The sequence below is a fragment of the Micromonospora sp. WMMB235 genome (genome assembly GCF_001855515.1).
Classification (GTDB): domain Bacteria; phylum Actinomycetota; class Actinomycetes; order Mycobacteriales; family Micromonosporaceae; genus Micromonospora; species Micromonospora aurantiaca.
Genome location: NZ_MDRX01000001.1, coordinates 6,251,537 through 6,272,476 on the forward strand (window position 1 = coordinate 6,251,537; position 20,940 = coordinate 6,272,476).

Below are 20,940 nucleotides of genomic sequence, written 5' to 3' on the forward strand. Positions count from 1 at the left end.
GGCGACGAACCACCGGGGCGGCTGTGCGGTCGGAACCGGACGACCGGGTAGGGTCTGACGCCGTGCCCGGCAATCCACGTCCCACAACCGTGCGTCCCGTACGGCTCGGCGACCTCGCCGACCGCGTGGCGGCGACCCCGCCGGAGGAGGCCGCCGACCTGGCCGTCACCGGCGTGACCCACGCCAGCCAGGAGGTACGCCCCGGCGACCTGTACGCCGCCCTGCCCGGTGCCCGGCGCCACGGCGCGGAGTTCGCCGCAGCGGCGGCGGAGGCGGGCGCGGTGGCCCTGCTGACCGACCCGGCAGGTGTGGCGCTGGCCGCCGGGACCGGCCTGCCCGTGCTCGTCGTCGCCGACCCGCGCGACGCGCTCGGCGAGGTGGCCGCGACCGTCTACGGCGACCCGACCGCCGGCCTGACCGTGATCGGGGTGACCGGCACCGCCGGCAAGACCTCCACCAGTTATCTGGTCGAGTCGGGGCTGCGGGCTGCCGGGCACGTCACCGGGCTGATCGGCACCGTGGAGACCCGCCTCGGCGACCTGGTGATCGACAGCGTCCGGACCACCCCGGAGGCCACCGACCTGCACGCCATGCTCGCGGTGGCCCGCGAGCACGGGGTGGACACGGTGGTCATGGAGGTGTCCAGCCACGCCCTCGCCATGGGCCGGGTCGGCGGCGTCCGGTTCGACGTCGGCGGCTACACCAACTTCGGCTCCGACCACCTGGACTTCCACGCCGACGAGGCGGACTACTTCGCGGCCAAGGCCAAGCTGTTCGACGGCCGCTGCCGGGTCGAGGTGCTCAACCACGACGACCCGGCGCTGCGTCCGCTGCACAAGCCGGGCACCGTCACCTACTCGGCGGCCGGCGACCCGGACGCGACCTGGTGGGCCGACGGCATCGACGGCGAGGGCTACGCGCAGCGCTTCACGCTGCACGGGCCGGACGGTCTGGCGCTGCCCACCGGCGTGGCGCTGCCCGGCCGGCACAACGTGGCGAACGCGCTGTTGGCGGTGGCGCTGCTGGTCGCCGTCGGGGTGGACCCGGAGACCGCGGCGCGCGGCGTGGCCGCCTGCGGTGGCGTGCCCGGCCGGCTGGAACTGGTCAGCGGCGACGCCCCGGTGCGCGGGGTGGTCGACTACGCGCACAAGGCCAACGCGATCGAGGCGGTGCTCATCGCGCTGCGCGACCTGACCGAAGGCCGGCTGATCTGCGTGCTGGGCGCCGGCGGCGACCGGGACCGGGGCAAGCGGCCGGTGATGGGCGGCGTGGCCGCGCGCGGCGCCGACGTGGTGCTCGTGACCGACGACAACCCGCGGACGGAGGACCCGGCCGCGATCCGGGCCGAGGTGCTCGCCGGCGCGTACGCCGCCGCGACCCCGGCCCGCGTCATCGAGGTGCCCGGGCGGCGGGCTGCGATCGAGGAGGCGGTCCGGGTGGCCGAACCGGGTGACGTGGTGGCGGTGCTGGGCAAGGGCCAGGAACGCGGCCAGGAGATCGGCGGCGAGGTGCTGCCGTTCGACGACCGGGTGGAGCTGGCGGCGGCGCTGCGCGCCCGCTTCGGTGACCTGGTGGGTCAGCGGTGATCCCGCTGACGCTGGCCGAGGTGGCCGCCGCCGTCGACGGCCGGCTCGTCGGCGCCGACCCGGACGCCCGGGTCACCGGCACCGTCGAGTTCGACTCCCGCAAGGTGAACCAGGGCGGGCTGTTCGTCGCCTTCCCCGGCGAACGGGTGGACGGCCACGACTACGCGGCCGGTGCGATCTCCGCCGGCGCTGTCGCGGTGCTCGGCACCCGGGAGGTGCCGGGCGTGCCGATGGTGCTCGTCGGCGACGCGCTCGACGCGATGGGCCGGCTGGCCCGCGCGGTGGTGGACCGGCTGCCCGGGCTGACCGTGATCGGGCTGACCGGCTCGTCCGGCAAGACCACCACCAAGGACCTGATCGCCCAGCTCGCGGTGCGGCTCGGCCCGACGGTGGCGCCGCCCGGCTCGTTCAACAACGAGCTGGGGCACCCGTACACCGCGTTGCAGGCCACGCCGGAGACCCGCTACCTGGTGATGGAGAAGGGCGCCCGCGGGGTCGGGCACGTCCGCTACCTGTGCGACGTGGTGCCGCCGCGGATCTCCGTGGTGCTCAACGTGGGCGTGGCGCACCTGGGCGAGTTCGGCTCGGTGGAGACCATCGCGCTCGCCAAGGGCGAACTGGTCGAGGCGCTGCCCTCCGACGGGCTGGCGGTGCTCAACGCCGACGACCCGCGGGTCGACGCGATGGCGTCGCGTACCCGGGCCCGGGTGGTCCGCTACGGCGAGTCGGAGCGCGCCGACGTACGCGCCGTGGACGTGACAGTCGACGGCCGGGGACGGCCCTCGTACACCCTCGTCACCCCGGAGGGCAGCGCGCCCGTGCGGCTCGGGCTGACCGGCCGGCACCAGGTCTCCAACTCGCTCGCCGCCGCGGCGGTCGGCCGGGAGCTGGGCCTGCCGCTGCCGGACCTGGCGGCGGCGCTGAACGAGCTGGGCCTGGTCTCGACCCGGCGGATGGACGTCTTCGAGCGTCCCGACGGGGTGACCGTGATCGACGACTCGTACAACGCCAACCCCGCCTCCACCGGCGTGGCGCTGCGGGCGTTGGCCAGCATGCGTGGCGAGGGGCGTACCGTCGCGGTGCTCGGCTACATGGCCGAGCTGGGTGACTTCGAACTTCAGGGGCATCAGCAGGTCGGCCGGCTCGCGGCCGAACTGGGAGTGGACCGGCTGCTCGTGGTGGGCGAGCCGGCGGCGCCGATCCACGAGGGCGCGACAGCGGTAGGTAATTGGGGAGGAGAGTCGGTGCTGCTCACCGATCAGGCGGCGGCCGTCGAGGTGCTGCGGAGCGAGCTGCGTCCGGGAGACGTGGTGCTGGTGAAGGGCTCCCGGTACCGGACCTGGGAGGTGGCCGACGCGCTGCGCGCGGACGCCCGGGAGGGTGCGACGGAGGGCGGCGCCGCATGAGGGCGGTCATCGTCGCCATCGGGGTCGCGTTCCTGATCTCGCTGTTCGGCACCCCGATCGCGATCAAGGTGTTCGCCCGGCTCAAGGCCGGCCAGCCGATCCGATCGAACCTCGGGCTCGCCAGCAACGAGGGCAAGAAGGGCACGCCGACCATGGGCGGCGTGGTCTTCATCCTGGCCACAGTCATCGCGTACGTGGCCGGGCACCTGGCTCTGACCACGCTGCCGGACGCGCAGATCGCCCAGGTCGAGCCGACCATCACGGCGCTGGTGCTGCTGGGGCTGATGGTGTTCTCCGGCGCGGTCGGCTTCATCGACGACTTCCTGAAGGTGCGCAAGCGCCACAGCGGCGGTCTCAACAAGCGGGGCAAGCTGGCCGGGCAGATCCTGGTCGGCGCGGTCTTCGGCGCGGTGGCGGTCTACTTCCCGTCCAGCATGACCGACGCCGGCGGCAACGCGACGAACACCGAGACCGTGGGCAGCACCACGCTGAGCTTCATCCGGGACATCCCGGCGCTGGAGATCGGCAAGATCGGCGCGGTGATCGTCATCATCATGGTGGTCATGGCGGCCACCAACGGCGTCAACCTCACCGACGGCCTGGACGGCCTGGCCACCGGCGCCTCGGTGATGGTGCTGGCGGCGTACGCGCTGATCGCGTTCTGGCAGTACCGGCACTGGTGCGCCGACCCGAACTACACCGAGTCGTACTGCTACACCGTGCGCGACCCGCTGGAGATCGCGTTGATCGCCGGCGCGGCGGCCGGCGCCTGCGTGGGCTTCCTGTGGTGGAACACGTCACCGGCGCGGATCTTCATGGGCGACACCGGCGCGCTCGGGCTGGGCGGCCTGATCGCCGGCATGGCGATGTCCACCCGCACCATCCTGCTGCTGCCGATCCTGGGCGGCCTCTTCGTGATCATCACGATGTCCGTGGTCATCCAGATCATCTCCTTCCGTACCACCGGCAAGCGCGTGTTCCGGATGTCGCCGTTGCAGCACCACTTCGAGCTGGCGGGCTGGAGCGAGGTCAACATCGTGGTCCGGTTCTGGATCATCGCCGGTATCGGCGTGGCCATCGCGCTGGGCCTGTTCTACAGCGAGTTCCTCGCCGCGGTCAGCTGACGCCTCGGGTGTAAGGAAGGGCCCCTTATTAACAGACGTCTGTTAATAAGGGGCCCTTCCTTCAGATCCGACACGCCGACCGGGCGGTTGCGCCACGGGCGCGCGGGTCGAGCGGCCATGATGGGCCTGTGGGGGAGGGACGAGACATCCAGGTGACCAGCGACCCGCCGGCCCGCCGTGCCCCGGCGGCCACGCCACCGGCCGACCCGCCCGCGGCGCGCTGGGATCCGGCCGGTGGCCTGGCCGCGCTGCGCGGCCTGCTGGCCCGGCCGCTGGCCTCCTACTACCTGCTGCTGTCCAGCGCCGGCCTGCTGCTGCTGATCGGCCTCACCATGGTCTTCTCCGCCACGAGCGTGAAGGACTTCGCCGAGGGCGGTGACGCGTCCGCGTCGCTGACCAAGCAGGCCGTGTTCGCGGTGATCGGCATCGGCGCGTTCTGGGCCTGCCAGCGGCTGCCCGCGCGCACGTTCCGGGCGGTGAGCCGCCCGGCGCTCGGCGTGGCGGTGGCGCTGCTGCTCACGCTCAACCTGTTCGTCGCGCTGAACTCGCTGTTCGGGGTGACGTCGATCGGGCCGCTGCGGGCCGAACTCCTCTCGCTCTCCCTGGGCCCGATCTCGCTGCAACCGGTCGAGGTGGCGAAGTTCGCGCTGGTGCTGTGGGCGGCGCACGTGCTGGCCCGCAAGGGCGCCTCGCTGGGCTGGTGGAAGGAACTGGCGACACCGCTGTTCCCGGTGGTGGGCCTGCTGTTCGTGCTGGTCGGCTTCAACGACCTGGGCAGCATGCTCTGCCTGCTGGCGCTCGTGGTCGGGCTGCTCTGGGCGGCCGGCGTGCGGGGCCGGGTCTTCGCCGCGCTCTCCGCGATCGGCCTGGCCGGCATCGGCCTGCTGGTGGCCGCCGCCTCGCTCGGCGCCGGCTCCGGCTCCCGGGACGCGGACAACTACCGGCTCGGCCGTCTCACCATGTGGCTCGACCCGCCGGATCCGAAGACCTGCTTCGAGCAGAAGCTGGACTACTGCTACCAGCTCGTGCAGGCCCGCTACGCGATCGGCAACGGCGGCTGGTTCGGCGTCGGCCTGGGCCAGAGCTCGCTGAAGTGGAACTACCTGCCCGAGGCGCACAACGACTTCATCTTCGCCATCGTCGCCGAGGAACTGGGCGTGGTCGGCTGCACAGTGGTCCTGACGCTGTTCGCCGTGCTCGCGTACACCGGGATGCGGATCGCCCGCCGGGTCGAGGACCCGTTCCGCCGGCTCGCCGCCGCCGGCGTGACCGCCTGGCTGGTCGGCCAGGCCGTCATCAACATCGGTGGCGTCACCGGGCTGCTGCCGCTGACCGGCGTACCGCTGCCGTTCATCTCCGACGGCGGCAGCGCCCTGGTGGTGACGCTCGCCGCGATCGGCATGCTCGCCTCGTTCGCCCGCGCCGAGCCGGACGCGGCGCGAGCGCTGCATGCCCGTCCGCCCGCCCGATGGGTCCGACTAGTGTGGGCCCCGTTGCCGCCGCTTCCCGGCCGGCGCCGCAGACCGGCGCCGCCCCCGGCCGACCGAGGGTCCGTGCCCCGGTCCCGGCAGCGGCGGCAGGACGATCAGGCCGCGCCCCGCGGCGCCCGGTCCGACCGGGCGCGCACCGGCGCGGCGAGCGAGAGGAGACGCTGATGGGTCCGCTGCGTTCGGTGGTGCTCTGCGGAGGGGGTACGGGCGGGCACATCTACCCGCTGCTCGCCTTCGCCGACTGCCTGCGCCGACACGACCCGAGCGTCCGGATCACCTGTCTGGGCACACCCAAGGGGCTGGAGAACGAGCTGATCCCGCCGGCCGGCTACGACCTGCGGCAGATCCCGGCCTACCAGCTTCCCCGGTCGGTCAACATGAGCCTGGTGCGTACCCCGGACCGGATGTGGAAGGCGGCGCGCGCCGCGGGCAAGGTGATCGACGAGGTCCAGGCCGACGCCGTGGTCGGCTTCGGCGGGTACGTCTCGGTGCCCGGTTACCTGGCCGCGTGGCGGCGGGAGCTGCCGATCGTCATCCACGAGGTGAACGTGCCGCCGGGCGTGGCGAACCGGCTCGGGATGAAGTTCACCAAGAACGTCGCGGTGGGCTTCCCGCACCAGCCGGCCCAGGCCGAGGCGCTGCGCGACGCCCGCGTGGTCGGCGTGCCGCTACGCCGGGGCATCGCCGGGCTGGACCGGGCCGCGCTGCGCGACGCCGCCCGCGCCCACTTCGGACTCCGTCCCGACCTGCCGGTGCTGTTCGTCGCCGGCGGCTCGCAGGGCGCCCGCTCGATCAACCTGGCCGTCTCCGGCGCGGCGAAGGAGCTGGCCCGCAACGGTGTGCAGGTGCTGCACGTCATCGGCGCCCGCAACGAGCCGGTCTCCGTGCCGACCGACCTGCCGGTGCCGTACGTCACGCTGCCGTACCTGTCCGAGATGGAGCTGGGTTACGCCGCCGCCGATCTGATGCTGGCCCGGGGCGGCGCGATGACCTGCGCCGAGGTGGCCGCGATCGGCCTGCCCACCATCTACGTGCCCTACCCGCACAGCAACCAGGAGCAGAAGCGCAACGCGCTGCCGGTGGTGGAGGCGGGCGGCGGTCTGCTGGTCGACGACGCCGAGATGACCCCGGCGTGGCTGGAGCGGACGGTGATCCCGCTGATCCGCGACCCGCAGCGGCTGTACGCGATGAGCCACGCCGCAGCCGGGTACGGCCGCCGCGACGGCGACGTGGCGTTGCTGAACTTCGTCTACGAGGCGGTGGCCCGCTGATGAGGGGCACCGCGACGGGAAGGTACGTCTGATGAACACCGCGCAGTTCACGCCCGCCGGCACCATGACGGCGGAGGACCTGGGCCGGATCCACCTGATCGGGGTGGGCGGCGTCGGGATGGCCGGGCTGGCCCGGCTCTTCCTCACCCGGGGTCTGCCGGTCTCCGGCAGCGAGCTGCGGGAGTGGCCGTCGCTGGCCGGCCTGCGGGCGCTCGGCGGCACCATCCACTCCAGCCACGAGGCGTCGAACCTCGACGGGGTGGACACGGTGGTCTACTCCTCCGCCATCCCGCAGGACCACCTGGAGATGGTCGAGGCGCGTCGCCGGGGCCTGCGGGTGCTGCACCGCTCCGAGGCGCTCGCCGCCGCGATGACCGGGCGCCGCACGGTGGCGGTGGCCGGCACCCACGGCAAGACGTCCACCACGTCGATGGTCACCATGGTGCTCCAGCAGGCCGGCACCGACCCGTCGTTCGTGATCGGCGGCGAGATCTCCGAGGTGGGTTCCGGTGCGCACCACGGCACCGGCGAGCACTTCGTGGTCGAGGCGGACGAGAGCGACCGCTCCTTCCTCATCTACCGCCCGTTCGTGTCGATCATCACGAACATCGAGGCGGACCACCTCAACACCTACGGCGACCTGGCCACGCTGGAGGCGGCGTTCGCCGAGTTCGCCCGGCTCACCGACCCGGCCGGCTTCGTGATCACCTGCGCCGACGACGCGGGCGGGCGCCGGCTGGCCGAGACGCTGCGCGCCGAGGGCCGCCGGGTCTGGACGTACGGCGAGTCCGCCGACGCGGACCTGCGGATGAGCGAGGTCGTCTCGTCCGCGCACGGGGTGCGCTTCCAGGCCGAGGTCGAGGGCCGGCCGCTGGGTGAGATCCGGCTGCCCGTACCGGGCCGGCACATGGCGCTCAACAGCGCCGCCGCGGTGCTCGCCGCGTACCTGCTGGACCTGCCGGTGGCCGCGGCGGAGGCCGCGCTCGGCGCGTTCCCCGGCGTGCGGCGCCGCTTCGAGCGCAAGGGCGCGGCGGACGGTGTGCTGGTCTACGACGAGTACGCCTACCACCCGACCTCGATGACGCTGGCGTTGCAGACGCTGCGCGAGGTGGCCGGCGACGGCCGGCTGATCGTGTTGTTCCAGCCGTACCGGCTCTACCGCACCCGCGACAACCAGGCGGAGATCGCCGCCGCGCTCGGCATCGCCGACGAGGTCGTGCTGCTGGAGGTCTTCGGCCCCGGCGAGACGCGCCGTCCCGGCGAGGGTTCGGCCGCGCTGATCCAGGAGGTGCCGCTGCCGGCCGAGCGCAAGGTGTTCGTCGAGGCGTGGGACGACGTGCCGGGCGAGGTGGCCCGGCGGGCGCGGACCGGCGACGTGGTGGTGACCATGGGCGCGCCGCCGATCTCGCTGATGGGTGACCAGTTGCTCGACGCCCTGCTCGCCCGCTCCGCCGGGGGCACGGGGCTCGGCGCCGGCGTCGACCCGGACGGCGCGGCGACCCCCGCCGGATGAGTCCCGGTCCGGCCCGCGGCCGTACCCCCGGACCGGACGGCGGGGCGGGGCGGCGCAGCCCGGCCCGGCGCTGGCAGCTCGTGCGGGCGAACGCGGACGCCGTGCCGCCGTCGACCCGCCGGTTCATGGCCCGGGCCCGGCAACGGCGGATGCGGGCCGCGCTGCCCTGGGCGGTCGCCGCGGCGGTGCTCGCCGTCGCGGGCCTGGTCGCGTGGACGGTGCTGGGCACCGGCCTGTTCGGCGTCCGCGAGGTGCGGGTGGTCGGCGCGCAACTGGTCACCCCGGTGCAGATCCGCGACGCCGCGGCGGTGCCGGACAACGAGCCGCTGGCCCGGGTGGACCTGGACGCGACCGCGCGCAAGGTCGGCACGCTGCCGCCGGTGGCCCGCGCCACTGTGGAGCGCCAGTGGCCGGACACGCTGGTGATCCGGGTGCAGGAGCGCACCGCGGTGGCGGCGGTGCCGCAGGGCGACGGCTTCGTGGTCGTCGACGGCTCGGGTGTGGTCTTCCAGCGACTGGACCGGGCGCCGGACGGGTTGCCGCAGGTCCGGGTCGCCCGGCCCGGCCCCGACGACCCGGGTACGCGGGCCGGGCTGGCGGTGCTCGCCGCGCTGGGAGAGAAGCTGCGCGCGGAGCTGGTCGCAGTGGACGTGGCCGGCCTGGCCCGGATCACGCTGCTGCTGCGCGGCGAGCGTCAGGTCTTCTGGGGCGACGCCTCCCGCGGCACCGACAAGTCGACAGTGGCCACCTCGTTGCTGAGCCGCAAGGCGGACCGGATCGACGTCAGCGCGCCGGACGTGGTCACGTTCGAGTGACCCGTGGCTCAGCGAGCCCGCGCTGTGTCCCCTGTCGCTCGGTCGGCGACACGCCGGAACAGGTCCTTGGCTCCTGGCGCGGCGGCGCATACGTTGCCCCGAAGAGATCAGTGGTTGACATAACTCTAAGCCTCTAGTAGAGGGTGAGAGTTCAGCCGCCGGAGGGCACGGGGGCGTGCTCGACCGCTGATCCGGCCAAGCCGTGTGGGGTCGGCCCATGCCAATCTCGAAGGGAAAGGACCGGAGATGACACCTCCGCACAACTACCTGGCGGTCATCAAGGTCGTCGGCATCGGGGGCGGCGGCGTCAACGCCGTCAACCGGATGATCGAGGTTGGGCTCAAGGGCGTCGAGTTCATCGCGATCAACACCGACGCGCAGGCGCTGCTGATGAGCGACGCCGACGTCAAGCTCGACGTGGGCCGGGAGCTGACCCGGGGACTGGGCGCGGGCGCCAACCCGGACGTCGGCAAGAACGCCGCCGAGGACCACCGCGACGAGATCGAGGAGGTCCTCAAGGGCGCCGACATGGTGTTCGTGACCTGCGGCGAGGGCGGCGGCACCGGCACCGGCGGCGCGCCGGTCGTGGCGAACATCGCCCGCAAGCTCGGTGCGCTCACCATCGGTGTGGTCACCCGGCCGTTCTCGTTCGAGGGCAAGCGCCGGCAGGTCCAGGCCGAGGCGGGCATCGAGGAACTGCGCAACCAGTGCGACACGCTCATCGTGATCCCGAACGACCGGCTGCTCGCGCTCGGCGACCGCAACATCTCCATGATGGACGCGTTCCGCACCGCCGACCAGGTGCTCCTCTCCGGTGTCCAGGGCATCACCGACCTGATCACGACGCCGGGTCTGATCAACCTGGACTTCGCCGACGTGAAGAGCGTGATGAGCGGCGCCGGAAGCGCGCTCATGGGCATCGGCAGCGCGCGGGGCGAGAACCGCGCCGTCGAGGCGGCCGAGGCGGCGATCTCCAGCCCGCTGCTCGAGCAGAGCATGGACGGCGCGCGCGGCGTGCTGCTCTCCATCGCCGGCGGATCGGACCTCGGCCTGTTCGAGATCAACGATGCGGCGCAGCTGGTCACCGACGCGGCCCACCCGGACGCGAACATCATCTTCGGTGCGGTCATCGACGACGCGCTCGGCGACGAGGTGCGGGTCACCGTGATCGCGGCGGGCTTCGACGGGGGCACGCCGGCGTACAAGGCGGTGGAAGCGCCGCGCAAGAGCAACCAGAACCCGCCGGCCCAGCCGAACGCGCCGGTGAGCCCGCCGGCCACCATGCCGGCGCCGCAGCAGCCGTCGCGCCGGGTGCTCTTCGACGACGTCGACGTGCCCGACTTCCTGAAGAACGGGTCCTGAGCCGCGCCGATGACGGAGTCACAGACGGCGGTGCGGCCCGAGCGGCGTGCCGAACTCGCGGTCGGCCTGGCCCGGGTCCGGGCCCGCATCGCCGACGCCTGCGCGGCGGCCGGGCGGCAGCGCGACGAGGTCACACTGGTCGCGGTGACCAAGACGTACCCGGCGGCGGACGTGGTCGCGCTGGCCGGGCTCGGCGTGAGCGACGTCGGGGAGAACCGCGACCAGGAGGCGGCGCCGAAGGCGGAGGCGGTCGCCGCCGCCGGGGCCGCGCCGCGCTGGCACTTCATCGGCCAGTTGCAGCGCAACAAGGCCCGCTCGGTGGTCCGGTACGCCGACGTGGTCCAGTCGGTGGACAGCGTCCGGCTGGCCGCCGCGCTGGACGCCGCGGCCGGCGCGGTCCGGGACCGGCCGCTGGACGTGCTGGTGCAGGTGAGCATCGACGGCGACCCGGCCCGGGGCGGGGCGCTGCCGGGCGCGGCCGATCCGCAGCGAGGGCTCGACCCGGTGGCCGCGGCGGTGGCCGGCGCCGACGGTCTGCGGCTGGCGGGCCTGATGGCGGTGGCGCCGCTGGGCTGGGAGCCGGACCGGGCGTTCGCCCGGCTGGCCGAGGTGGCGGCGGCACTGCGGGCCGATCATCCGGACGCGACGGTGCTGTCGGCGGGCATGAGCGGAGACCTGGAGAGCGCGATCGGGTACGGCGCGACACATGTCCGTGTCGGCAGCGCGTTGCTCGGAATGCGCCCTGCGCTGCGGTAGCCTCACCACGACGGAAGCAAATTACATCAGTGTTGTTCAGGACGGCGTTCCCGTAGCCGGGGGCCGTGACGGGCGGACCGCGAACCGCGCGTCAGGGGATTGCCGATCCGGTCCGGTGGGCATGATCGTCCACTCGTGATCAAGCGACACGGCACGGGGGCGCGTGCCGCACGGCGGACGGAAGGGCGCGGGGATGGGTGCACTGCGCAAGGCGGGGGTCTGGCTCGGTCTCGTCGAGGAGGACGACGAGCGGGCGTACGAGGACGGTGGCTACGACAAGGGTGGCTACCGGGAATCGTCGCGCTACCGGTCGAGCCGGTACGCCGAGGAGTTCGCCGACGAGGACGACGACGAGGCCGAGGAGCCGCCGACGACGCGGAGCCGGCTCGGCGACCGGGGCCGGCTGTCCGAGCGCGCCTCCAGCCGCGCGGTCGACGCCGACCGGGCCGAGGCCGAGCGCCCGGAGCGGGCCGAGCGGTCCAGCGTCCGGTCGATCACCCGGTCCTCCGCCGGTGACACCTCGGGCGCGCTGACCTACCACACCCGGGACAACCTCGCGCTCGCGCCGCAGGCCCAGCCGCGGGAGCGGGAGCGCGTGGCGCCGGAGGACGAGCAGCGCTACCAGATCACCACGCTGCACCCGACCACGTACCGCGAGGCGCGGACGATCGGCGAGCACTTCCGCGACGGCGTACCGGTGATCATCAATCTCACCGAGATGGACGAGGCGGACGCCCGCCGGCTCGTCGACTTCGCCGCCGGGCTCGCGTTCGGTCTGCGCGGTACGATCGAGCGCGTGACCAACCGGGTGTTCCTGCTCTCACCGGCCAACGTCCAGGTCACCGCGGAGGACAAGGCCAAGATCGCTGAGGGCGGCTTCTTCAGCCTGAGCTGAGCCGCACGACCGAGGGACGTCGCCTGCCGTGTTGTCGATCCTGTTCCAGGTGCTCTACCTGCTGCTGTACATCTTCCTAATTGTCCTTTTGGCGCGATTTGTTCTCGGGGCGGTGCTGGCCTATGGTCGCCGCTGGCAACCGGGGCGGGGAGCGTCGGCGGGACTGGAAGTCGTGTGGAGCGTCACTGATCCGCCCCTGCGAGCGTTGAGGCGTGTGATCCCGCCACTGCGAATTGGTACCGTGAGCATCGACCTGGCCTCCCTTGTGCTCCTGGTTATCCTGTTCGTGCTGATGGAGTTCGTGTTTAGGCGCCTGATCTTCGCGTTTGCCTGACCAGAGCGCTTTCGCGGCCGCAACTGACCCGAGGAGTTTCGATGCCGCTGACCCCGGCCGACGTTCACAACGTCGCCTTCAAAAAGCCGCCGATCGGCAAGCGGGGGTATGACGAGGAGGAGGTCGACGCCTTCCTGGACGAGGTCGAGCGCGAGCTGGCCCGTCTGATCGAGGAGAACAACGAGCTGCGCGCCCAGGTGGAGCGCGGCGGTCGGGGTGGCGCTCCCGCCGGCCCCGGCGGTGACGCCCGCCTCGCGGCGGAGCTCAACGACGTCAAGGCCCAGCTCGACCGGGTGCAGCGCGACAAGGCGGCCGCCGAGCAGGCGGCCCGCGCGATGCAGGCCGAGCTGGAGCAGGTGCGCACGCAGGGCGGCCCGGCCGGCGTGACCGGTGACGGCGAGCAGCAGGCGCTGCGGGTGCTCATGATGGCCCAGCGCACCGCCGACGACCACGTCTCCGACGCCCGTCGCGAGGCCGACCAGCTGCTCTCCGAGGCCCGTTCGAAGGCCGAGGAGGTCACCCGGGAGGCGCGCGCCAAGGCCGACGCCCTGGAGCGGGACGCCCGCCAGCGGCACCAGGAGGCCATGGGCGGCCTGGACGCCAAGCGCACCGCGCTGCAGAAGCACATCGAGGAGCTCAAGCAGTTCGAGCGCGAGTACCGCACCCGCCTCAAGGCGTACCTGGAGAGCCAGCTGCGTGACCTCGACGGTCGCGGCCAGGGCCTCGAGGTGGAGATGAACCGCGCCGAGGGCACCCGTGCCGCCGGCAGCAACGGTCTCGCCGCGGCCGGTCTCGCCGGCTCCTACGGCGGTGGCCGCGCGGGCTCGCTCGAGTCCGGCCGCTGATCCCGCGTCGGTGGCCGTCCCCGTGACGGCCACCGACCGCCCAGACCGACACGACGCGGCCGGGGGTGAGCCGTGGTAGCCGCCAGCATCCTGCTCATCCTCGTCGCGGTCGTGCTGCTGATCGCCGGCCTCGCCGGCGGATCCAGCCTCCTGCTCATCGTCTCGATCGCGGCCAGCCTGCTGTCCGCCGTCGCCTTCGTCGCGTTCGCCCGCCAGGCCGCCGCGGCGCGGGCCACGGCCGGCCGGGAGACCGGGCCGCGACTGCGGACCGCGCACACCGTCCCGTCCCCGGACGAGCCGGTGAGCCCGGTCCCGCACCACACGTCCACGTTCGGCACCGGCGGATCCGGGTGGCGGCAACCGCCCGGGTCGCCGGTGACCGAACCGGACGACGCCCCGCCGCCGGCCGCGTACTCGCCGCCGGCCGAGCCGTTCGCCGCCGGGCCGTACACGTCGGCGTCCGGCACCGAGCCCGCTGCCGGGCCGTACACGACGTCCGACACCGAGCCCGCTGCTGGGCCGTACACGACGGCGTTCGACGGCGAGCCCGCTGCCGGGCCGTACGCGGCGCCGGATCCGGTGGTCGCGGACGCGGCGCCCTACTCGCCGCCCGGCCCGCGCGTGCCGGAGACCGCACGGCCCACCTCGCCCGCACCGGGCGAGGCGTTCGACGGCGACCCGCCGGCCGAGTTCCTCTCCACCGGTGAGGTCGCCCGGCTGGTCCGGCTGCCCGACGAGGTCCTGGTGGTCGACGGCCATCCCCGCTTCCACCTGCCCGGCTGCCCGCACCTGGTGGGCCGGGAGGACGAACCGCTGCCGGTCGCCGAGGCGGTCGCGCTGGGCTTCACCCCGTGCGCGCACTGCGCCGCCGCCACCACCCTGCTCACCGAGGCCCGGCCGCGCTGACCATGACGATCGCGGACACACTCACCGTCGCGGTGCGGGTGAAGCCCGGGGCGGCCCGCGCCCGGGTGGGCGGGCGGTTCGACGGGCCGTACGGTCCGGCGCTCGTCGTCGCGGTGCACGCGCCCGCGGTGGACGGCCGCGCCACCGAGGCGGCCCGGCGCGCGCTCGCCGACGCGCTCGGCATCCGGCCGGCGACCGTGTCGCTGCGGTCCGGCGCGGCCAGCCGGGACAAGCTGTTCCTGGTCGAGCGCCCGCACGACGGGCTGCCCGAGGTGCTGCGCCGGCTGCGCGACGGCAGCACGGCGTGAGGTCCGGTCCGGCCGGCCGGCGATGACCCCGGGGCTCGACGTCGCGCTGCTCGTGGGCGCTGCCGTGCTGCTGGTCGCGGTGGGCGCGGTGCGGTTCTCCACCCGGCTCGGCGTACCGAGCCTGCTGGTCTACCTGGCGCTGGGCGTGCTGCTCGGCGAGGCCGGCCTGGGCATCCGGTTCGACGACGTCGAACTGACCCGGGTGCTCGGCTTCTGCGCGCTCATCGTGATCATCGCGGAGGGCGGGCTGACCGCGCGGTGGAGCACGCTGCGGCCGGTGCTGGGCCTGGCCGCGGCGCTGTCCACGGTCGGCGTCGTGGTCAGCATCGTGGTCGTCGGCGTGGTGGTGCACCTGCTGCTCGGCCTGGACTGGCGGCTGTCGCTGCTCTACGGCGCGGTGCTCTCCTCCACCGACGCGGCGGCCGTGTTCGCCACGCTGCGCCGGTTGCGCCTGCCGCCCCGGCTGGTGGCCGCGCTGGAGGCCGAGTCCGGGGTGAACGACGCCCCGGTCGTGCTGCTGGTGCTGCTGCTGTCCCGCGCCGGGGTCGAGGCCGCCCACCCCTGGTGGTACGAGGTGCTGCTGCTCGGCTACGAGCTGAGCGCCGGCGCGGCGGTCGGTGTCGGCGCGGGCCTGGCCGGCCGGTACGCGCTGCGCCGGGCCGCGCTGCCGTCGGCCGGCCTGTACCCGATCGCGGTGGTCGGCTTCACCGTGCTGGCGTACGCGGCCGGCTCGGTGCTGCACGCCTCGGGCTTCCTCGCCGTGTACGTCGCGGGCGTGCTGCTCGGCAACTCGCGGCTGCCGCACCGCCAGGCCATCCTCGGTTTCGCCGACGGGCTGGCCTGGCTGGCCCAGATCGGCCTGTTCGTGCTGCTCGGCCTGCTGGTCTCGCCGAGCCGGCTGGACGCGGCGGTGCTGCCGGCCGTGATCACCGGGCTGGCCCTGCTGCTGCTCGCCCGGCCGCTGTCGGTGGCGGTCTCCGCGCTGCCGTTCCGGGTGAACCTGCGCGAGCAGCTGTTCCTGTCCTGGGCCGGGCTGCGCGGCGCGGTGCCGGTCGTGCTGGCGACCATCCCGCTGTCGCTGCACGTGCCGGGCGCGGCCCGCCTGTTCGACGCCGTCTTCGTCCTGGTGGTGATCTTCACGTTGCTCCAGGCCGGGACGCTGGCGCCGGCGGCCCGCCGGCTGGGGGTGACCGCGCCGGCCGAGGCGAGCGAGATCCTGCTGGAGACCGCCCCGCTGGAACGGATGCGCGCCGACCTGCTCCAGATGGAGGTGCCGGCCGGGTCGCGGCTGGCCGGGGTGCACGTGGACGAGCTGCGGCTGCCGGTCGGCGCGGCGGTGACGCTCGTGCTGCGCGACGGTGCCGGTTTCGTGCCGGGCGCCGACACCCGGCTCAAGGTCGGGGACAGCCTGCTCATCGTCGCCACCGCGGGTGTACGGGACGAGACCGAGCGGCGGCTGCGGGCGGTGAGCCGCCGGGGCCGGCTGGCGAGGTGGTTCGGGGAGTACGGCGAGGAGCCGGCCCGCTGATCTGCTACCGTTCCTTTTGCCCCGATTGATGGCAGTCCGGGGCGGATACGTGGGACGACGGTGCGGCACGTTGTCGGACGCCTGTACGTTCCGTATTCTTGCCAACCTCCGGAGTGCACGGCGGGCCCGCTCGCCGTGCACCCTTCCGTACGCGGACGACGCCGACGACGGCGTCCCGCCCACGCACCGCTGACCGCCGCGCCACGCGGCTGAGGGAGCTGACGATGGCGAAGCCAGCCGACACCAGGACCGCCGGTCGCAAGCCGGTGGCGAAGGCCACCCGCAGCGCGGCGGAGACCGAGAAGATCCGGGCCGCCCTGGCGGCACGGCGGGACGAGCTCAACGCCGAGTACGATCAGACGCTGAGCGAGATCACCGAGCTGCAGCGCGACCGGCTGACCGACTCGGCCGGGGACGACCAGGCCGACACCGGCACCAAGACGTTCGAGCGGGAGCAGGAGATCTCTCTCGCCAACAGCATCAAGGAACGGATCACGCAGGTCGAGCGCGCGCTGGAGCGCCTCGACGAGGGTGGCTACGGCTGGTGCGAGCGGTGCGGCAACCCGATCCCGGTGGAGCGGCTCGCCGCGTTCCCGTCGGCCACCCTCTGCGTGACGTGCAAGCAGCTGGCGGAGCGGCGCTGATCACCGCTCCCCGGCGGCCGTACGGCAGACGGTGACCACGCCGTCGCAAGCGTCGATGGGGAGCAGATGACCGCAGCACCGCCCGCCGGGTCCGGCACCACCGAGACGGGCGCCGGCGCGCCCCGCCGTAAGGCCGTCGGCCTGCTGCTCGGCGTGTCCCTGTTCTCGCTGCTGGCGGACCTCGGCACGAAGCAGCTCGCGTTGGCCGAGCTGACCGGCCGGGAGCCGGTGTCGCTGCTCGGCGGCGCGGTCTACCTCAGCCTGACCCGCAACAGCGGCGCGGCCTGGAGCATCGGCTCCGACCACACCTGGATCTTCCCGATCATCACGTTCGTGGTGATCGGGTGGATCACCTGGATGGCGCTGCGGCTGCGCTCGCTGCCGTGGGCGGTGTCGCTGGGCCTGGTGCTGGGCGGCGCGCTCGGCAACCTGATCGACCGGATCTTCCGCGCTCCAGGGCACTTCGTCGGCCACGTGGTCGACATGATCAGCCTCTTCGACCCGTACGGCCAGGTCTGGCCGGTGTTCAACCTGGCCGACAGCTCACTGGTGTGCGGCGTGGTGCTCGCGGTCTTCCTGGAGCTGACCGGCCGGCAGCGCGACGGCTCCCGGCTGCGCGACGAGAAGCGCGACGACGCCGCCCCGGCCGAGCAGCGGGAGAGCGCGTGACCTCCGCGTTCGCCGCCGGCGGCGACACCCGTTCCCTGCCCGTGCCGGACGGCCTCGACGGCATGCGCCTGGACCAGGCCGTGTCCCGCCTGCTCGGGCTCTCCCGTACCGCCGCCGCCGGCCTGATCGACGCGGGCGACGCGCTCGTCGACGGCGTGGCCCGGCCCAACTCGTACAAGGTCAAGGCGGGTTCGTGGCTGGAGGTCACGCTGCCGGCGCCGGCCGCGCCGCCCGCCGTGGTGCCGCAGGCCGTGCCCGGCCTGACAGTGGTGTACGCCGACGACGACATCGTGGTGGTCGACAAGCCGGTCGGCGTGGCGGCGCACCCGAGCCCGGGCTGGACCGGCCCCACAGTGATCGGCGGGCTGGCCGGCATCGGCCACCGGATCTCCACGAGCGGCGCCGCGGAGCGGCAGGGTGTGGTGCACCGGCTCGACGTGGGCACCACCGGGATCATGGCGGTGGCCAAGAGCGAGCGCGCGTACACCGCGCTGAAGCGGGCGTTCAAGTACCGCGAGGTGGAGAAGCGCTACCACGCCGTGGTGCAGGGTCACCCGGATCCGCTGCGCGGCACCATCGACGCGCCGATCGACAGGCACCCGCACCACGACTACCGCTGGGCCGTGGTCTCCGGCGGCAAGCCGAGCATCACGCACTACGACACGCTCGAGGCGTTCCCCGCCGCCAGCCTGCTCGACGTGCGGCTGGAGACCGGGCGTACGCACCAGATCAGGGTGCACTTCTCCAGCATGCGGCACCCCTGCGTGGGCGACCTGACCTACGGCGCGGACCCGACGCTGTCGGCCCGGCTCGGGCTGTCCCGGCAGTGGCTGCACGCCCGCTCGCTGAGCTTCGCGCACCCGGGCACCGGCGACGAGGTGACGTTCGTCAGCGAGTACCCGGACGACCTGGCCCGGGCGCTGGAGATCCTGCGCGACTGACGTGAGTGACGACGCCGCGCGGCCCCGCCGGTCCCGGTCCGCCGCGCTGACCTGGCTCGCGCTGGCCTGCGCGCTGGTGGTGCTCGTGGTGGCGGTGGCACAGCGGCGGGACCGCCCGGTGAGCGACCGTACTGTGGGCGAGGTGACCCGGGTCGGTGTGATCGACGGCGCGAGCATCCCGGCGTACCTGCGCGCCGCCGGGGACGAACTGGCCCGCCTCGACGCGCCCGACGGCTACGCGCTGGTCTCGTTCGACGGTTACCTGACCCCGGCGCGGGCGGCCGCCACGCTGGACGGCACGCGGGTCTCGGCGGTGGTGGCACGGGTGCCGCTGCCCGGCCGGCAGACCGAGATCGTCCGGATCGCGGCGCTGACCCTGCCCCGGGACGTGGTGGCCGGGATGGCCGGCGTCGCGACGCGCAAGGACCGGGAGACCGCGGACTACCGGTCCCGCGCCGCCGCCACCGCCGATCCGGAACTGCGCCGGGTGTACGACAGCGGCGCCGAGGTCGCCGCCCGCGAGGCGGAGGCGTACCGGACGGGCTGCGCCTGCGTCTACGCCGCGGTCGTCAGTGCCCCGCCGGACGCCCTGCGCGGGCTGGCCGGTCGTCCGGGCGTGCGGGTGGTGGACCCGGCGCCGGAGGTGACACGTCTGGACCGGACCGTGTTCACCCCGCCGCTTCCCGAGCAGCGTGACGTGGTCCGGCCGCCGGCCGACACCGGGCCGGCCGAGGCAGGCGGAATGGGCGATTCGTCGGAAGCCGCACGGACGGTGAGCGGACCTTCACCCACCGCCCCCGGGTCCGTCACCGGCTCCGGGGCGCCCAATCCCGCTCCCACCTCCTGAGACATCGGGGCACACGGCGACCGGGCCGATCCCATGGTGCGGCGGGCCACCGGGCGATGTGCGGCGCGGGGAGTGGTCCGAATAGGGTTTCGTTCGTAGCCTGTCAGGCGGAGATCGATGGGCTGGGGGAGGGCGAATCCTTGGACGGCAGCGAGACCGGCTGGGGTCGGCAGGGCGAGCCGGCACCGCGGTGGCGGGCGCTGCTCGACCGGGCCCGGCTCGGCGGTCGCGGCGCGGAGCACGCCGACGCCGACCGGCACGTCGAGGAGCAACCGGCGCCGCCGCCCGACCCGCTGCCCCGCCGTGGCGCGGGCACCGGGTGGACCGGCCGCGCCACCGCCGTCGGCCGGGCCCCCGACGGGTCGTACGGCGCGGAGCCCGCTTACCGGGCCGAGGCCACGTTCCGGGTCGACCCGGCCTTCCGCGCCGATCCCCGGCACGACGGCGAGCCGGCCTACCAGGCCGAACCGGCCTACCGCAGCGACCCCGAACCGTCGTGGCGCGCCGGGCAGCCCTATCCGCCCGACCCGTCCTGGCGCGCCGACCCGTCGTTCGCGCCCGACCCGCGCCCCGAGCAGCCGTTCACCGCCGAGCCGCGCCCGGAACCGTCCTGGCGGCCCGACCCGGCCCGTCCGGAGCCGCGCGGCCGGGCCGAGGCGCCGGCCGAGTCCCGGTACTCCCTTCTCGACGGCGGCTACCGGCCCGCGCCGCCGCCGCCCGAGTCCCGCTACGCGCTGCTCGACCGGGGCCGCTACCGGCCGGACACGCCGCCCGCCCCGGAGCCGGTGGTGCCCGCGCCCCGCCGCCCGCTGGAGGGCCGCTCCGGCCGGGTCGACGCGGCCCAGGTGCAGTGGCGCGCCCCGGAGCCGGACCCGGAACTGGAACGGGCCACCAGCGTGCTGCGCCGCGAGCTGGGCACCCCGCGGGTGCTCGCCTTCGCCAACCCCAAGGGCGGGGTGCACAAGACCACAGCAACCGTGCTCGCCGCCGCGACGGTGGGCAGCGTCCGCGGGCGCGGCGTGCTCGCCTGGGACGACAACGAGCTGCGCGGCACGCTCGGTCTGCGGGCCGGCAGCGCCCGGCACGCCCGCACCATCCGCCACCTGATCCACGACCTGGCGCAGATCGAGATCCTCGAAGGCAACACGCTGCTGTCGCACCTCGACGACTACCTGCGGCATGCCTCCGACGGCTCGTACGACGTGCTGGCCGGCGAGGAGAGCCCGCGCTTCGCCCAGCGGCTCGACCAGTTCACCGTCAAGCGGGTGCTGGAGCTGCTGCGCCGCACCCACGAGGTGGTCTGCGTGGACACCGGCAACAACGTGGAGAGCCCGAACTGGCGCACCGTCATGCAGGCCGCCGACCAGCTCGTGGTGACCACCGTGCCGCGCGAGGACGCGGCGTTCAGCGCGGACTGGATGCTCGACCTGCTGCACGAGGTGGGCATGGGCGAGCTGGCCGACAACGCGGTCACGCTGATCTCCTGCCCCACGCCGGGGCGTACCTCGTTGCAGGACGACCTGGAACGGCACTTCGCCACCCGGACCCGGGCGGTCGCCGTGGTGCCCTACGACCCGGCGCTGGAGACCGGCTCCTCGATCGAGTACCACCAGCTCCAGGCCGAGACCCGCAACGCCTGGCTCAAGGCGGCAGCGGTGATGCTGGAACCGTTCGCGCGCTGAGCGCCGACCACCGCCCCG

General features: G+C 74.0%; 20 protein-coding genes. All 20 read left to right on the plus strand.

From position 1 onward, the window contains the following. The first annotated feature begins 23 nt into the window (after positions 1-23). The 20 genes from BFV98_RS27960 to BFV98_RS28055 all read left to right on the plus strand — a co-directional run bounded on the left by BFV98_RS27960 (position 24) and on the right by BFV98_RS28055 (position 20,922). Positions 24-1,586: a UDP-N-acetylmuramoyl-L-alanyl-D-glutamate--2,6-diaminopimelate ligase gene (locus BFV98_RS27960; RefSeq protein WP_174361726.1), complete on the plus strand. Its 1,563-nt coding sequence runs from the start codon at positions 24-26 to the stop codon at positions 1,584-1,586. Then, on the plus strand, positions 1,583-2,992 hold the full coding sequence (gene murF / locus BFV98_RS27965) for a UDP-N-acetylmuramoyl-tripeptide--D-alanyl-D-alanine ligase (RefSeq protein ID WP_071098319.1): 1,410 nt from the start codon (positions 1,583-1,585) through the stop codon (positions 2,990-2,992). Before BFV98_RS27960 ends, murF begins: the two co-directional genes overlap by 4 nt. Beyond that, positions 2,989-4,116: a phospho-N-acetylmuramoyl-pentapeptide-transferase gene (mraY, locus tag BFV98_RS27970; RefSeq protein ID WP_013287604.1), complete on the plus strand. Its 1,128-nt coding sequence runs from the start codon at positions 2,989-2,991 to the stop codon at positions 4,114-4,116. Before murF ends, mraY begins: the two co-directional genes overlap by 4 nt. Positions 4,117-4,268: 152 nt before the next feature. Further along, the gene (locus BFV98_RS27975) at positions 4,269-5,771 is read left to right on the plus strand and encodes an FtsW/RodA/SpoVE family cell cycle protein (protein WP_036310930.1); all 1,503 of its coding nucleotides are present in this window, start codon (positions 4,269-4,271) and stop codon (positions 5,769-5,771) included. Next, positions 5,771-6,877 (plus strand): undecaprenyldiphospho-muramoylpentapeptide beta-N-acetylglucosaminyltransferase, encoded by a 1,107-nt coding sequence (gene murG / locus BFV98_RS27980; RefSeq protein WP_030271920.1) that lies wholly within the window; start codon positions 5,771-5,773, stop codon positions 6,875-6,877. Before BFV98_RS27975 ends, murG begins: the two co-directional genes overlap by 1 nt. A 31-nt stretch (positions 6,878-6,908) precedes the next feature. Next, on the plus strand, positions 6,909-8,390 hold the full coding sequence (gene murC, locus BFV98_RS27985) for a UDP-N-acetylmuramate--L-alanine ligase (protein ID WP_071098321.1): 1,482 nt from the start codon (positions 6,909-6,911) through the stop codon (positions 8,388-8,390). Further along, positions 8,387-9,205, plus strand: coding sequence for a cell division protein FtsQ/DivIB (locus tag BFV98_RS27990; protein ID WP_013287600.1), 819 nt, complete (start codon positions 8,387-8,389; stop codon positions 9,203-9,205). Before murC ends, BFV98_RS27990 begins: the two co-directional genes overlap by 4 nt. A gap of 246 nt (positions 9,206-9,451) precedes the next feature. Further along, positions 9,452-10,567, plus strand: a complete 1,116-nt coding sequence (ftsZ, locus tag BFV98_RS27995; RefSeq protein ID WP_013287599.1) for a cell division protein FtsZ — start codon at positions 9,452-9,454, stop codon at positions 10,565-10,567. Positions 10,568-10,576: 9 nt separating this feature from the next. Next, positions 10,577-11,323 (plus strand): YggS family pyridoxal phosphate-dependent enzyme, encoded by a 747-nt coding sequence (locus BFV98_RS28000; RefSeq protein WP_071098323.1) that lies wholly within the window; start codon positions 10,577-10,579, stop codon positions 11,321-11,323. Positions 11,324-11,516: 193 nt separating this feature from the next. Next, complete coding sequence (locus BFV98_RS28005; protein ID WP_013287597.1) at positions 11,517-12,218, plus strand: cell division protein SepF; 702 nt, start codon at positions 11,517-11,519, stop codon at positions 12,216-12,218. Between the two features lie 28 nt (positions 12,219-12,246). Next, positions 12,247-12,552: a YggT family protein gene (locus BFV98_RS28010; protein WP_013287596.1), complete on the plus strand. Its 306-nt coding sequence runs from the start codon at positions 12,247-12,249 to the stop codon at positions 12,550-12,552. A 41-nt stretch (positions 12,553-12,593) separates the two neighbouring features. Continuing rightward, positions 12,594-13,397 (plus strand): DivIVA domain-containing protein, encoded by an 804-nt coding sequence (locus tag BFV98_RS28015; RefSeq protein WP_013287595.1) that lies wholly within the window; start codon positions 12,594-12,596, stop codon positions 13,395-13,397. Between the two features lie 72 nt (positions 13,398-13,469). Beyond that, complete coding sequence (locus BFV98_RS28020) at positions 13,470-14,303, plus strand: hypothetical protein (RefSeq protein WP_071098325.1); 834 nt, start codon at positions 13,470-13,472, stop codon at positions 14,301-14,303. Between the two features lie 2 nt (positions 14,304-14,305). Next, positions 14,306-14,611: a DUF167 domain-containing protein gene (locus BFV98_RS28025; protein ID WP_013287593.1), complete on the plus strand. Its 306-nt coding sequence runs from the start codon at positions 14,306-14,308 to the stop codon at positions 14,609-14,611. Between the two features lie 22 nt (positions 14,612-14,633). Next, the gene (locus BFV98_RS28030) at positions 14,634-16,139 is read left to right on the plus strand and encodes a potassium/proton antiporter (protein ID WP_013475792.1); all 1,506 of its coding nucleotides are present in this window, start codon (positions 14,634-14,636) and stop codon (positions 16,137-16,139) included. A gap of 224 nt (positions 16,140-16,363) precedes the next feature. Further along, positions 16,364-16,783 carry a TraR/DksA C4-type zinc finger protein gene (locus BFV98_RS28035; RefSeq protein WP_013287591.1) on the plus strand — a complete coding sequence of 140 codons (420 nt, stop codon included), beginning with the start codon at positions 16,364-16,366 and terminating at the stop codon, positions 16,781-16,783. 66 nt (positions 16,784-16,849) lie between these two features. Then, positions 16,850-17,452, plus strand: coding sequence for a signal peptidase II (gene lspA, locus BFV98_RS28040; protein WP_030271929.1), 603 nt, complete (start codon positions 16,850-16,852; stop codon positions 17,450-17,452). Beyond that, a complete protein-coding gene (locus BFV98_RS28045; protein WP_013287589.1) occupies positions 17,449-18,393 on the plus strand; it encodes an RluA family pseudouridine synthase in 945 nt (314 codons plus the stop codon). The genes lspA and BFV98_RS28045 overlap by 4 nt, the downstream gene beginning before the upstream one ends. Before the next feature lies 1 nt (position 18,394). After that, the gene (locus BFV98_RS28050) at positions 18,395-19,240 is read left to right on the plus strand and encodes a hypothetical protein (protein WP_030271931.1); all 846 of its coding nucleotides are present in this window, start codon (positions 18,395-18,397) and stop codon (positions 19,238-19,240) included. Positions 19,241-19,380: 140 nt separating this feature from the next. Beyond that, complete coding sequence (locus tag BFV98_RS28055) at positions 19,381-20,922, plus strand: ATPase (RefSeq protein WP_013287587.1); 1,542 nt, start codon at positions 19,381-19,383, stop codon at positions 20,920-20,922. Positions 20,923-20,940: the final 18 nt, after the last annotated feature.